The 13,731-nt window shown below is 48.0% G+C and carries 12 protein-coding genes and 1 pseudogene; 2 read left to right on the top strand and 11 right to left on the bottom strand.

The genetic code is table 11. The features are described from left to right. Positions 1-216 precede the first annotated feature (216 nt). Complete coding sequence (locus BMX82_RS05760) at positions 217-615, top strand: PaaI family thioesterase (RefSeq protein ID WP_091766868.1); 399 nt, start codon at positions 217-219, stop codon at positions 613-615. Here BMX82_RS05760 and BMX82_RS05755 read toward each other — a convergent pair. The 3 genes and pseudogenes from BMX82_RS05755 to BMX82_RS05745 form a co-directional block, all read right to left on the bottom strand. After that, positions 605-1,624 (bottom strand): pyridoxal phosphate-dependent aminotransferase, encoded by a 1,020-nt coding sequence (locus tag BMX82_RS05755; protein WP_091766865.1) that lies wholly within the window; start codon positions 1,622-1,624, stop codon positions 605-607. The genes BMX82_RS05760 and BMX82_RS05755 overlap by 11 nt on opposite strands. Positions 1,625-1,675: 51 nt before the next feature. Next, positions 1,676-2,440 (bottom strand): annotated as a pseudogene (locus BMX82_RS05750) (ABC transporter ATP-binding protein); the annotation flags it as partial. Between the two features lie 64 nt (positions 2,441-2,504). Then, entirely contained in the window at positions 2,505-3,074 is a 570-nt protein-coding gene (locus BMX82_RS05745; RefSeq protein ID WP_091766862.1) for a manganese efflux pump MntP, read from the bottom strand. 135 nt (positions 3,075-3,209) lie between these two features. On the opposite strand from BMX82_RS05745, the gene BMX82_RS05740 reads away from it, so the two are divergent. Continuing rightward, positions 3,210-5,393: an alpha-galactosidase gene (locus BMX82_RS05740; protein WP_091766859.1), complete on the top strand. Its 2,184-nt coding sequence runs from the start codon at positions 3,210-3,212 to the stop codon at positions 5,391-5,393. A 451-nt stretch (positions 5,394-5,844) separates the two neighbouring features. On the opposite strand, the gene BMX82_RS05730 is transcribed toward BMX82_RS05740, so the two are convergent. From BMX82_RS05730 to BMX82_RS05695, 8 genes are read right to left on the bottom strand one after another with little or no spacing between them, the layout of a single operon-like run. Further along, positions 5,845-7,254 carry a DUF6080 domain-containing protein gene (locus BMX82_RS05730; RefSeq protein ID WP_036914227.1) on the bottom strand — a complete coding sequence of 470 codons (1,410 nt, stop codon included), beginning with the start codon at positions 7,252-7,254 and terminating at the stop codon, positions 5,845-5,847. Continuing rightward, positions 7,251-7,853: an HAD-IB family hydrolase gene (locus BMX82_RS05725; protein ID WP_091766856.1), complete on the bottom strand. Its 603-nt coding sequence runs from the start codon at positions 7,851-7,853 to the stop codon at positions 7,251-7,253. Before BMX82_RS05725 ends, BMX82_RS05730 begins: the two co-directional genes overlap by 4 nt. Beyond that, the gene (locus BMX82_RS05720) at positions 7,850-8,833 is read right to left on the bottom strand and encodes an acyltransferase family protein (protein WP_091766853.1); all 984 of its coding nucleotides are present in this window, start codon (positions 8,831-8,833) and stop codon (positions 7,850-7,852) included. The genes BMX82_RS05725 and BMX82_RS05720 overlap by 4 nt, the downstream gene beginning before the upstream one ends. Continuing rightward, positions 8,830-9,909, bottom strand: coding sequence for an acyltransferase family protein (locus tag BMX82_RS05715; protein WP_255396550.1), 1,080 nt, complete (start codon positions 9,907-9,909; stop codon positions 8,830-8,832). Before BMX82_RS05715 ends, BMX82_RS05720 begins: the two co-directional genes overlap by 4 nt. Continuing rightward, positions 9,906-11,738, bottom strand: a complete 1,833-nt coding sequence (locus BMX82_RS05710) for a phosphoethanolamine transferase (RefSeq protein ID WP_091766850.1) — start codon at positions 11,736-11,738, stop codon at positions 9,906-9,908. The genes BMX82_RS05715 and BMX82_RS05710 overlap by 4 nt, the downstream gene beginning before the upstream one ends. Continuing rightward, positions 11,731-12,264 (bottom strand): nicotinate (nicotinamide) nucleotide adenylyltransferase, encoded by a 534-nt coding sequence (gene nadD / locus BMX82_RS05705; protein ID WP_091766847.1) that lies wholly within the window; start codon positions 12,262-12,264, stop codon positions 11,731-11,733. Before nadD ends, BMX82_RS05710 begins: the two co-directional genes overlap by 8 nt. Continuing rightward, the gene (gene gmk, locus BMX82_RS05700) at positions 12,257-12,829 is read right to left on the bottom strand and encodes a guanylate kinase (protein WP_036914237.1); all 573 of its coding nucleotides are present in this window, start codon (positions 12,827-12,829) and stop codon (positions 12,257-12,259) included. Before gmk ends, nadD begins: the two co-directional genes overlap by 8 nt. Next, positions 12,830-13,705, bottom strand: a complete 876-nt coding sequence (locus tag BMX82_RS05695) for a YicC/YloC family endoribonuclease (protein ID WP_091766844.1) — start codon at positions 13,703-13,705, stop codon at positions 12,830-12,832. It lies immediately after the preceding gene. Positions 13,706-13,731 lie beyond the last annotated feature (26 nt).

Below are 13,731 nucleotides of genomic sequence, written 5' to 3'. Positions count from 1 at the left end.
TACACATTTCTCTTGAAAAAGAAGAATCAATAATTACTATTTGGCTAATTCAGATATAATCTGTCGCTCTGTACCTCTAGCTCTTTTGCATGTTTACGCAATGGAGACGAGGATAGTTCTCAAGTAGTAGGGTGTTTTTTCGAGAAAAAGTTTTGGTGGGAGAGAAATATTGCAGTACCTTTGCAGAGGCAGACAAAAACGTCTGATGATCTAACAATGGATATTAAGGAACTACTGAATAGGACAGACAGGTTTGCAGCTAAGGCCGGTTGCAAGTTGACGGAAGTGGATGAGCACCATGCGGTGGCTGTGATGACTGTAACGGAAAATCATCTGAATGGTGGAAACGTTTGTCAGGGCGGTGCACTCTTCACCCTGGCCGATCTTGCCATTGCGGCTTTGATGAACTTTAGAGGAGAACTGACTTTCGGCATCTCGAACAGTATGATGTTTGTATCAAGTGCACGACTTGGCGATGCGCTCAGGGCTGAAGTCGTCAGCGTGGCCAATCATCATAAGATACCAGCCGTAGAGGTGAGCGTCACCAATCAGGAAGGGCGACTTATCTGTCACGTCACAGGTATGGGATATCGCAAAGGCATTGCTATAAAGTAGCCCGATAGGCCTTCAAGGCCTCAACAAGCACGTCGTCTTCCTCTGCTGTCTGGGCAGTTACTCGAAAACAATGGTTGCCAAGTCCCCTGAAGTTAGAGGCATCGCGAATCAGAATACCATAATTATCAATCAGCCAGTTCTTCAGCTCATGAGTGTTGCCCTTGTCAATAGTCACAAGCATAAAGTTTGTATCGGTTTTCAATACCATCACGCCCTCAACCTCAGATAGATTCTTGAAAAGCCGCTGTGTCTCAGACAGATATTCCTCCAAATCAGGAATCATCTTGGAATCATTTTGCACCAGGAATTTGCCTGCCTCTATTGCCAAAGCATTGACAGACCAAGGCTGACGAATCTGTTTCAATCGGTCGATGATGATTGGAGAAGCCACCACATACCCGAGTCGCAAACCAGGAATACAATACTTCTTTGACAAGGAATAAAGAAGCATCAGATTATAACAATCTGTCATCTCCTTGGGTTCAAGCATTGGACATAAGGTATAATCGGCATACGACTGGTCGACTACATACAAATAGCGTGGATTCTTGCGGATAATGTGATTAATAAGGCTCTTCCCCAACACATTGCCTGTGGGATTATTGGGATTGCAAAGCCAATAGATACGGTCGTCAGGAAGCACTTCCAGTTCATCAGCACAATCGTATGATATCAGATGGCCGAAAGTTCTGCAAGCATCCTCATACTCAGTAAACGTTGGCTGCGGAATAACAGAAGCCCAGCCTCTGTATAGCTGTGCAATCAGGTAGATGGCCTCGTTGGCACCATTAGTCACCATAATCGAATCCTCTGGCACACTTAACCGCTCTGAGAGCATGCGCTCTAAAGTGCGGGCGTCAGGTTCAGGATAATGCCCTACAACATCAAAGTGTGCCCAAAGATACTCCTTGAGTTCTGAATAGTCAGCCCTGCTATACACATTTGAGCTGAAATTCATCTTAATCTTATCGCCATAACGAAAGGCATCGTCGCCGTGTCCGTAAATCATAGGCAGATATTATCTTGTCAATCAGTCAATCTTCTTGATTTTGATTGTCAGCGTCTCAGCATCGAAAGTTATTCCCTCACGCTCTATAAACCGACTGAGAGCCCCTTGTTGAGCCAGCTGTCGTGGCGTTCCTACAGTCATGCCCTCTTCATGGCTCATCAACCAGACCGTATCGGCCAGCTGCAAAGCCAGTTCAACGTCGTGGGTCGAGAGGAATATGGTTTTCCCCGCCTCACGGCTGATACGACGAAGCAATTGCAATACTTCAACTTTACTGGGATAGTCGAGAAAAGCCGTCGGCTCATCGAGATAGATGACGGGCGTCTGCTGAGCCAGCGCCTTTGCTATCATCACCTTCTGTCGCTCACCATCACTCAGCGTGTGTACCATGCGCCTGCTCAGCGTGTCGATGCCGACAAGGCTGATGGCTTCATCGACAATCTTCAAATCCTCTTTGGAATAAGTTCCCCAGAAACCGGTATAGGGAGAGCGACCAAGGCTAACCAGCTCGCGTACCCTCATATTCCTCACGTCGGGTTTCTCTGTCAGCACGACACCTATCAGACGGCTCATTTCCTTGTCGGAGAAGGATGTCATATCATGTCCTTCAATTAGCACCTCACCTGCTGTCATAGGCTGAAAGGCCGAGAGTGTACGCAGCAAGGTAGACTTGCCGACGCCATTAGCTCCCAACAAACAAGTAAGCTCTCCTTTACGGATAGTTCCATTGATGCCTTCGGCCACCGTTCTGACGCCATGCTTCGTCATGTAGCCGATGCCAAGGTTTATAAGTTGTATTGTTTCTCCGTCTGTCATCGTGCTGCAAAGATAAACATTTTTTTCTATTTAATGTATCTTTATCAGTTTTTTTTGATGATTCTCACTCAAGTAAGTGAGAAACAAGAATCTTTACGCCAATTGCAATGAGGATAACACCGCCCAGGAGCCCTGGCTTTAGTCTACGGGCAATAGTCCTGCCAAAACGGGCGCCAAGGAAATTACCGAAGATGCTGAAAAGGAAAGACACCACACCTATTATAATAAGGGGGATGGTGAGCTGGGACAACTGGTTGTATCCTATACAGGCAAAAGAGATGCCAATGGCAAGGGCATCGATACTCGTAGCGATGGCCAACAGAAACTGGACATGAAGGTTACGGGGATTAAAGTGCTGCTCCTCTTCCGGTCCAAAAGCTTCACGAATCATCTTTCCACCAATCAGCAGCAACAAGCCAAAGGCTATCCAGTGATCATAAGCCTCCAGCATCCGACTGAAATGACAGATACCTAGCCAGCCAATAAGAGGCATCATGGCCTGGAAGAAGCCGAAGAGCAGTGCCATCCTTATCACCCATCGCCCACGACCATTGGTAATGCCGCTCACAATGGAGACAGCGAAGCAATCCATTGCCAAAGCCACAGCCAACAATATGATATCAAGCAGGTTCATATAGTATTTATTTGTTCAATCCTTCATTTCTGCTGCAAAATTACAAAAAAACTCTTAATTCGTCATCCTCGTTTCTAAATTATTTTGTATCTTTGCACACTGGATTCAAATTAACAATAACTAAATCAATTTTAAATGAAAAAACTATTAGCAGTAGCGCTACTCTTGACCAGTGCCCAGATGGCAATGGCCGAGCAAGTGGTTATCAACACCAAGAACTCTACAATGGTTCTTGAGGTAGAAAAAGGGAAACAACCCCAGTATGTTTATTATGGTGCTTCGCTGAGCGACACAGACCTGAAGCACCTGCAGGCTCCAAGAGGCGGACGTATGGACGCTTATCCTGCCTATGGTATGAACTGCCCTGCTGAAGCAGCCTTTGCCATGAAACATGCTGACGGCAACATGTCAACAGAACTCTATACCACAGATATCGAGCGCCAAGGCGACCTGACTCGCATCGTTCTGAAAGACCCAGTATATCCCACTTCCGTTACACTCTTCTACAAAGCCTATCAGGACGAAGACATGATTGAGACGTGGACAGAGGTCAGAAACGGTGAGGCCAAGCCCGTCACGCTGACGCAGTTTGCCTCTATCAGTCTGCCCATCCGTCGTGGCAACGTGTGGCTCTCTCACTTCCACGGTTCCTGGGGTAATGAGACTCGCCTTGTAGAAGAACCCATCCTGCCAGGCGAGAAGGTCATCAAGAACAAAGACGGCACCCGCAACTCACATACCGACCATGCTGAGGTGATGTTCTCGCTCGATGGTAAAGGTCAGGAAAATTGCGGCGACGTAATTGGTGCGGCTCTCTGCTACTCTGGCAATTTCCAATTGAAAATCGATACCGACGATACTGATTTTCACTACTTCTTCGCTGGCATCAATCCCGACAACTCCGAGTACCACCTGAAGAAAGGCGAGATTTTCACCACACCAAAGGTAGCGCTGAGCTTCTCTCAGCGCGGACTGTCCGGCATCTCACGCAATTTCCACAAATGGGGCCGTAAGTATATGCTCATGCATGGCAATAAGGAGCGAAAGATTCTGCTCAACTCATGGGAGGGCGTTTACTTCGACATCAACCAGAAGGGTATGGACCAGATGATGGGCGACATTGCCTCTATGGGTGGCGAGCTCTTTGTGATGGACGACGGATGGTTTGGCGACAAGTATCCCCGCAAGACCGATAACTGTGCCCTTGGCGACTGGGTGGTAGACAAGAGTAAACTTCCTGAAGGCATTGAGGGGCTGTTGCGCGATGCTAAGAAACACGGCATTAAGTTCGGCATCTGGATTGAGCCCGAGATGACAAACTCTGTATCAGAGCTCTACGACGCCCACCCGGACTGGATTGTAAAGGCGCCTAAGCGTGAAGCCATACAAGGCCGCGGCGGCACCCAGTTGGTGCTCGACATGAGCAATCCGAAAGTGCAGGACTTTGTGTTCTCTATCGTGGACAACCTCATGACCAAATACCCAGAGATCGACTATATCAAGTGGGACGCCAACATGCCTATTCTGAATCACGGTTCCCAGTATCTCACCATGAACGACCAGAGCCATCTCAATATCGAGTATCACCGTGGATTGCAGAAGGCCTGTCAGCGCATCCGTGCCAAATATCCCGATTTGACCATTCAGGCCTGTGCCTCTGGTGGCGGACGAGCCAACTGGGGCGTGCTGCCTTATTTCGATGAGTTCTGGGTGAGCGACAACACCGATGCCCTCCAGCGCATCTACATGCAGTGGGGCACCAGCTACTTCTTCCCAGCCATCGCTATGGCCTCGCACATCTCGGCAACTCCCAACCATACCGTCTTCCGTACCACAGCCATGAAATATCGCATTGATGTGGCCATGAGCGGCCGCTTAGGCATGGAGATTCAGCCCAAGAACATGAGCGACGAGGAAAAGGCACTTTGTAAGAACGCCATCGCAGAGTATAAGCAGATTCGTCCCATCGTGCAGTTCGGCGACCTTTACCGCCTGGTTTCTCCTTACGACAAGCTGGGTCTGGCTTCGCTGATGTACGTTAATGAACAGAAGACCAAGAGCGTATTCTTCTGGTGGAAGACGGAGTCGTTCCAGAACGAGCATCTGCCTCGAGTAAAGATGGCCGGCCTCGATGCCAACAAGATGTATAAGATACACGAGTTGAACCGCATCGACCTGCAGCCAATGGATGTAGAAGGTAAGGTGTTCAGCGGTGCTTACCTGATGAACCACGGCCTGGAGATGCCTTACCGCAACGAGCCAGAACACTCGAAGAAGAACGACTGGTCGAGCCGCGTCCTCAGCCTTGAGGCTCAATAATCAAACTTATAATTATATTAACAAAACGGTTCTCAAAACTCGCATATTAGTCAGCAGATGGTATGTTGGCTGCAAATACGCGAGTTTTGAGCCGTTTTCGTAAATGCCTGAAAACATGCCTGTTACAGAAGCAGACAATCCTTAGCGCTCGTTAAGGCGTCATCTTTCGGAACAAAACAAGTTGTTTTGTACTCGAAGAGGCTATCTCTTCCACCTTTGGAGACTATCTCCACAAAAGTAAAACAAGTTGTTTTACCTGAAAAGACCCTAAGTTTGTCGTAATGAAACCCTGGGCTTGTCGTAATATAACCCATAGTTTCCTTACGACTAACCCGTTTTCTGTCAGTACTAACCCATAAAAGCGCCTTCCGCTGCTCTAGATTGAGCAACTCAGGAAGCGCTTTTTCAGGCATATATTCTTTACAATTCTGTCCGAAACAAAGAATCAGTATTACAGCACAGCACTGATGGGCGTGCGGAGGAAGTTCAGAAGCAGCCAGCCGTTGTAGGCCCAGAGATAACATGTCAGCCCAAGGACGGAGAGTTGGAGAATCTTGTGCTGACAACCTTTTGAGCGGTAGAAGACATAACCAATGGCAAAGGGAATGACGAAGAGCCAATGGGGCGCCATAATAAAAATCTCATTGATGCCAAAGCCCAGTATCAGGTGGATAAACATGTCGAACCCAAAGTAAGAGAGCGCGAGCCAGAGGAATCGTGAACGGCGCCCACACCAGATGCCTATCGCTGCCAGCAGGAGGATAACGGCCTCTACGATATAATTCCACAGCCAGTCGTATTTCACAAACACAGGACGGAATACAAGCGTATCTTCCAAGAAGTGTTTTTGATGAAACTGGATGGTCTCGCCAAAGAGATTCTCGTAGATGGTCTTGGTGCGTGAGGTGGTGACATCGGTCCATTTCCAGAAACCATACTGCTTCATGGGGGTTCCTGACTTTGCCGCCTGAAGTCTCTGACGGACTTTGCGCTGCAACTGCTTCTGCTCATATGCCTGTTTCTGTTCAGGCGTCATCAGAGCCAGCTGCTCCTCCAACCTCTTCTGTTTGGCAATCTTTGCCTCCTTACGTGCCTTCTCCTTGGGGAGCACAGAGGTGCGATATTCCGTCACTGCTACGCCCCACAACAGAGCGGCTGGGAGAACAACTCCCAACAGAAGATACTTAGGACGGAAGAAATGCTTCAGATTAACAAAGAAGCCAGAAAGGAATATCTTTGCGCCATTGCTCAGCGTCACACCTGCCGTGATGAAGAAGAAGATGGCCGATTGCCACCAACGGAGCTCCCTGCCCTTCTGGATACACTTACCAGAGATGTAAAGCGTTATCAGCAACAGGAACATGGAGATGGTGAAGTGATCGGGCACTATCACTGATAGCATGATGTAGGCCATAGAAAAATAGAAGGCAGAAAGCAGAGTGGCATCATAGCGCCGCAACTGTATCACCTCACGATGTATTCTATATGTAAATATGTAAGAATAGAACGAAGCGAATATGACGGGGACAGCCACGATATACTGTACAAAGTTGATGCCGAAGATGGCCGTCAGCCCCTCGTTCAACAGATAGAGAGGCCATATCAGGAAGGCCAGCAGCGGATGGCGATAGACATTGTAGACCACGTCCCAGTTGCTCACTCCGAGATAGGTAAGCGGGTCATAACCAGAGAGGTGCAACTCACGTTCAAACACTTTCCAGTAAGGGCCGAAGCCCTCCTGCATGAACAAATCGTGCATGCGATAGATGAACAAGGCGTTGAATACCACTATCACAGCAAGCATGACCAAAGCCTGCACCCGTTCCTCGGGCTTGATCTTAAAGATTTTGAAAGGTGTCATACGCGAAAAGGTTTATAATATGCCTCGTCAGCGAAAGCCAGCATTTCCTTGTCGCCACGACTATCGCCAAAGGCTATGAGTTTGTATTCACTACGATTCGGATAGAGGACGAGCATTCGATTCACCTTCTCTTGTCCGTAGCAGTTCTTCGTGAGGAAGCGGCCTGTCAGTCGTCCGTTCTCCACTTCTACCTGTGTTCCCAAGACCTTCACCTCTGGAATACCGCTTCGCCCTGTAAAGAACGGCTGCACCCAGTTGTCGATAGATGCACTCACGATGACCACTTCCGAACCTTCAGCCTGAGCCTGTCGTAACATCTCAAGCCCTTTCTCTCTCAACAAATGATGAGCGCTCTCCGCAAATTGCCGCCCCCAATCATTGAACTTCTCAAGAGTCATCCCTTTGAAGAAATGAGCAAACACCTTCTGCTTTGCTTTCCAGTTAGGATAAACCCCTAGTTTCATCAGCACAAGCAAAGGACTATAGCACAGAAGTCCTATACAGAATGCCCTTCTGCCCCAAACGTAGAGGATAAACTGCAACAGCGTATCTCTCGTAGTCAACGTTCCGTCGAAATCAAAGACATAGATTTTCTTCATGAAGGCAAGAGGCGTTTGATGATTTGTTGAAGAAGCCATGCAAGTGGCAACGTGAGGACAATCGTCAGCAGCACCGTAGGCCAATAGCCCAGACGGTAAGGAATCAGGTATTGCATCACAAAATGATTGTGAATAAGATAGATCTCCAAGCTCACTCCTCCGAAGAAGAAGAACGCATGATTCAGCCATTTGGGCATCTTTCGAAAAAGGTCGTCGAGCAGAAGAATCAGAGAGATCGTAAGCGGTATATAAATCATCCGCTCTGCGAAAAGCGGGAAACGCCCATGCCTCATCTGTTCCAGCCAGATACATGTTGTAGCAGTCATCAGGAAAATGATGAGCACCAGCCAGCGACCCGCAGGTTCGATGCGAGTATCTTTTCTTACCAATTCACCAGCATTTATCCCAATGAAGAAGATAGGCACGCGACTCCAGAATATCTCTATATGGCCCACAGCCTGATGAATCGGTACGACCCATTGCACGATACAGCACCAGCACACCATCAGCACAGGCAGCCATCGGAACACAGGATGTTTCTGAATCAGCATCATATAAAGCGGCGCCCAAAGATAAAGCATCATAATGGCTGGCATATACCAGAAGGTTAGCTCGTCGTTAAGCCAGAAGCCCCAGTTAACGGTGATGTCGAGAAACAAGTCAACATAGTCGCCAGTCTCGAAGTTAAAACGCTGGAGATAGAACAAAGACGAGATGACCAGCCAGGTGGGAAAGATACGCAACAGACGGCGCCTATAGAAGTATTTGACGGAAGGATGCTTCACCCAAGAATACCAAAGTCCCACCCCACTGAGGAAAAGAAACATATCAACACCGATATTCCCACATCTGCGCAAGCCAAAGAACATATCGTTTCGAGCCAGCGGCACGTGGAAGAGGATGATGAACAGAATGGCTGCCCCCATCAGTTCGCCACGATAGCGACTCACATCAGCCAGTTCTATCTCCCTGATTCTCATAGCTTTGGCGACGGGATACGGTCAATAATCTGCTTGATAGCCCACGAAAGAGCAATCGTTACGACAACGTAGAGCATCAATCCGTCGTAGATATCCTGTTTCCAGGCCACGGTGATGAAGAGCTTACGGGCAATGGGATGAGCCACAAACATGGCTGCCGAGATGCCCCCAAACCAAACGAATAACTTCTGCACATACTCTGGCATCAGCTTTACCAAGGCGATGGTGCCAAGGATAACGACAACAGGTATCCAGAACCACGTATGGAAATGATAGCTCGTGGCGACAGTCAGAACGACGGAGAGAAGCAGAAGCAATAACCACACCAGGACTTTACTCGGAACAAACTCCCACTTTACTCCGAGAAGACCTCCACTTTGCTCCGCGGAAACTCTGGCGAAGAGTATACCGACCCCGAAAGGCAGAGCGCCTCCGATGAAGTTATAACGCAAGCGGTTCAGCGTTTCACTATCAGGAGCACAGAACACCTGAAGGAGCCAACAGGCGACAATCAAGGCTACCACGAGCCACGAACTCCTGCGATAAAGCAACAGACGATAGACTATATACAGTTCCATCATCAGGCCAAAGAACCAGTAGATACCTGGCCAGATAATCTTATCAGGCTCAGGCAATACATTGATATACATGAAAAGCTGAGCCAACACGTTGTCCCAATGGAAGGGGAAACGACCTGGTGTCACCATATCCACACACACGAACAGTGAGAAACCCACTATCAGCATTCTGAACAGTTTCAGATAATGATAGCGGAGAAATGCCCCAGTCCCGGCAGAATACGGGAATCTCTCATACTTCCTTACCAGCCCGAAGCCACTCAGAAACAGGAAAACGGGCACGCCATAGTGGCCGAAATAGGAGAACAGATGTACAGGCAGCAGCTCGTCAGGATTTGTGAGCACTTGCCACAAACGGTCGTTGTTGAAACCCAGATACTGGTATTCGTTCTCTTTCACGATTCTACCGATAAAATGACAGTAATTGTGGAGCACGATAGCGATAATTGCAATACCTCGCATAGCTTCACATTCTGTCCGTGTCAGCATCTCCTTCATTTCTTCAGCGTGTTATAGTCAGTCACTCCCTTTAAGATGCGGGGGCGTTGCTTGTTGTATTCAGAACTGATAATGTTCAGTTCCGGGCGATAGAGAGGTGTGGCGATGCCACCAAGATAGAGCAGCAGATGCGGTAGGGCATCTGTCATCATGGGCAGATCCTTGGCTGCCTGAATGGCCTGCCAGCCATAAGGATGGTTCTCCCGGTACTTGGGAGAGCCCCATATCCAGAAAGGGATTTCCATCTCATTGCGGGCCAGACGATAGTCGATATTAGCTCCGTGCATACGTCCATACATATAAGGTTTCCCATCGAAAATCTCTTCACCATGGTCTGGCACATAGATTACCACAGCGTCCTTATCCGTGAAGCGCTGGGTAATGGCAAAGAGGATAGAGTCGTTATACAACAAAGAATTATCGTAGTCGGAGAGTATCCGTTTCTGTTTGTCTGTCAGCTCTGGACGATTGTACATCTGAGGTGTAAACAATCTGAACTGAGGCTGGGGATAGCGGGCCCGATAGTCTACATGGGAGCCCATCAGATGGAGAATAACCATCTGGTGTTCTGCCTTCTGTTTACTAAGTGCGTCATACTCTTTCAGCACCCCGTCGTCAAAGCGGTGGGTTCTCGCATTCCTCACATCAAACTGCGCCTTGCTCAGTGACGGGTCGTTTAAGAAGAAGTTTCCACTGAAATCATAGACAGCCTCCTTTGCCTTAGGCTGGAACTGGTTAGTGATAAATGTCACCTGATAGCCGGCCTTTCTGAACACTTCGGGGAAGAGAGGCTTGTCGCACCACTCGCCACTATCACCAACAGCATAAAGAGAAAGCATGTGCTTGAAAACAAAACTCGTCAGATTCCACGAGGCTACCACATCACTAAAGGGTATCAGACTGCCCTCTGCCGCCATCGCCTGTTGTCTGGGAGTAGTCGGCTTCTCATAACCATACAGCTGAGAGTGGTGTTTATTATAGCTCTCGCCTATTACGAGTATGATATTGGGCACACGATAGCTACAGCTGTCAACCTGTACGAGCTGGCTGGCCTTCTTCAGTTGTACTACCTGATGGCTGGCCAGATGGTTAGCGTAAAGCCCAAAAGCCAAGCGATAGACAGGAACATAAAGCTTAGCCTGATCCTTCTTGGTCAGCTCATGCTCTACTTGTCCTACTGTATTACAGGAGAAGAGCCTATGCATAGCCACCTTGTTATCCCAGGTCTGACAGACGCTACTATATAGCAGCCAAGCCACCAAGCACCCAAGCACTGCTTTGAGTCCTGTTATGAAACCAGGATTCACCTTAGGCAGGATCATTCGTTTGCGCAGTTTGGAGAGTCGCTGGCGAATGACGGTCCACAGGATATGTATCAGTATTAACAGCAGAATCCAGCCCACATTGCTCTTTACTACATCCCAACTCAGATAGCCCTGCATGAACTCCTGAGCCTCTTGCCCATTGGTCTCGCCTACCAGCATCAGCATCGTAGGGGTCAGTGTCGACTCAAAACGCTCGTAGCAATACATATCTACCAAAGCCACACCATAAAGGATTATATAGAACAGGGCTTTGATCCAGATACGTATCTTTCTGGGAATCAGCGCAAGGATGGCGCATACCACATATATATCGAGAAAAAGCTCGGGGAGGGAGAGCTCATAAGGTTTTGCACCTCTGCCTCTCAGATAGTAAGGCATGATTTCCAACTGTGTACAGAGCCACCCCAGCACAAACATAAAGACGAAGAATGCACCGTTCTTCTCAATAGGGGCAAACAGCCAGCCTATCCATTTCAGCGGGTTCATCTTCTGTCGTTTATGCATAGTATCCGTTTTTCTTAATAAAATCTGCAACGGCCTTAGGCACAAGGCTTCTGATACTCCTACCTGCTTTCACACGCTGCCGAATATCCGTACTGGAAATGTCGATAAAGCCTTCATCACCAGGGGTTCTTGTGTAAACAACAACCTCATAGTTGGCCTTAATATCATCTGCTCGATACCATTTGTCGAACAACTCCCAGTTGTCGCCCCCTATCATAAGCACGAACTCGCGATCAGGATAGTCTCTTTTCAGCGCTTCGAGCGTATTCCATGTGTAAGATGGTTTGGGAAGGTGCATCTCATAGTCACTGGCAATGATGCCTTTTTCGTCTGCTACAGCCATACGGGCCATTTTCATGCGCTTATCGTCGTCAAGCAAGTCATCGCCTTTCTTCAGAGGATTCTGTGGTGATACCATCAGCCACACTTCGTCAAGTCTCGCCCGCTCTTTCAGTTGTCTGGCCAGCAAGATGTGCCCGTTATGAATCGGATTAAACGACCCTCCGAAGATTCCTGTTCTAATCATTCAGAAATTCCTGTATCACCTTCAGTGCATCAGCTTCAGCATATTCCAGCACATCATTCACCACAATCTTGTCGAACTTCTCTGCAAAGGTCAGTTCAAACTCTGCTCGGGCTATACGCTGGTCTATCACCTCAGGGGCATCAGTCGCCCTACCTTCCAAACGCTTACGCAATTCCGCTATCGAGGGAGGCTGAATAAACAGGCTCAGAGCCTGCTCACCATAATAGTTCTTGATGTTCACACCACCTTTCACGTCAACATCGAACACCACATTCTGACCCGCCTCCAACTGGTTGTCAACCTGTGATTTCAGCGTACCGTAGAAGCGATTGGTATACACCTCCTCATACTCAAGGAACTCATCGTTCTCTATTCTCTGACGGAACTCCTCTGGGGTCAGGAAGAAGTAGTCTACGCCATTCTGCTCAGAACCTCTTGGCGGACGCGAGGTACAACTGATAGAATAAGCCAAGTTCAGTTCTTTGTGCTCTTTCATCAGCCACGAGATAATCGTAGATTTTCCCGTACCACTGGGAGCCGATATAATGATTAACTTGCCTCTCATTTACAATGCATTTAACACCTGTTCTTTAATCTGCTCAAGTTCATCCTTCATCTTCACCACAATGTTCTGCATCTCAGCCTGATTGCTCTTCGAACCAGTGGTATTGATTTCACGCCCCATCTCCTGAGCAATAAAACCAAGCTTTTTCCCCTGACCAGCTGGCTCGTTCATCGTGTCGCGGAAATACTTCAGGTGATTTGTCAGGCGCTGCTTTTCCTCACTGATGTCAAGTTTCTCAATGTAGTATATCAACTCCTGCTCCATACGGTTCTTGTCATACTCCACACCAGGAATCTGTTGCAAACCATCTACAATGCGAGCCTTTATTTTCTCAACACGGCTCTTCTCATATGGTTCAATCTCAGCCAGCAACTGGGCTATATTATCTACCTTCTCTGAGAACTTCTTCTCAAGAGCAGCACCTTCCTGAATGCGGAAGTCTACCAGATTTTTCAGAGCTTCGCTAACAGCTCCTTTTACAGCATTCCACTCTTCTTCATCCAACTCTTCAACATCTGTCTTAGTCAGCACGTCTGGCATACGAAGCAGGGTGTAGAACCAATCCTCAGGCTGGGGAATACCTGTTTTATCAGCAATATCCTTTATCTGTTTATAATAATTCTCAACAAGAGTAGCATTGATAGGTGTAGGGTCTACGGCCATCTCCTTCTCTATCCAGATGCTCATATCTACTTTCCCTCGGATAAGAGCCTCAGCCACCATCTGGCGCACTTCCATCTCCTTCTCACGATAGAGGGGTGCAATACGCGTGTTCAGGTCAAGCTGCTTTGAATTGAGCGACTTCACCTCTGCATGGATTTTCTTCTTTTTGTAGGCTACGACTGCCTTACCATAGCCTGTCATTGACTGTATCATGTGTACCTTAATTTATTATAATTTGG

Source organism: Prevotella sp. khp7 (assembly GCF_900109055.1).
In the GTDB taxonomy this organism is placed as follows: Bacteria; Bacteroidota; Bacteroidia; order Bacteroidales; family Bacteroidaceae; genus Prevotella.
Note: the sequence above shows the minus strand (reverse complement) of the source record. Positions and strands in the feature narration are given on the sequence as shown.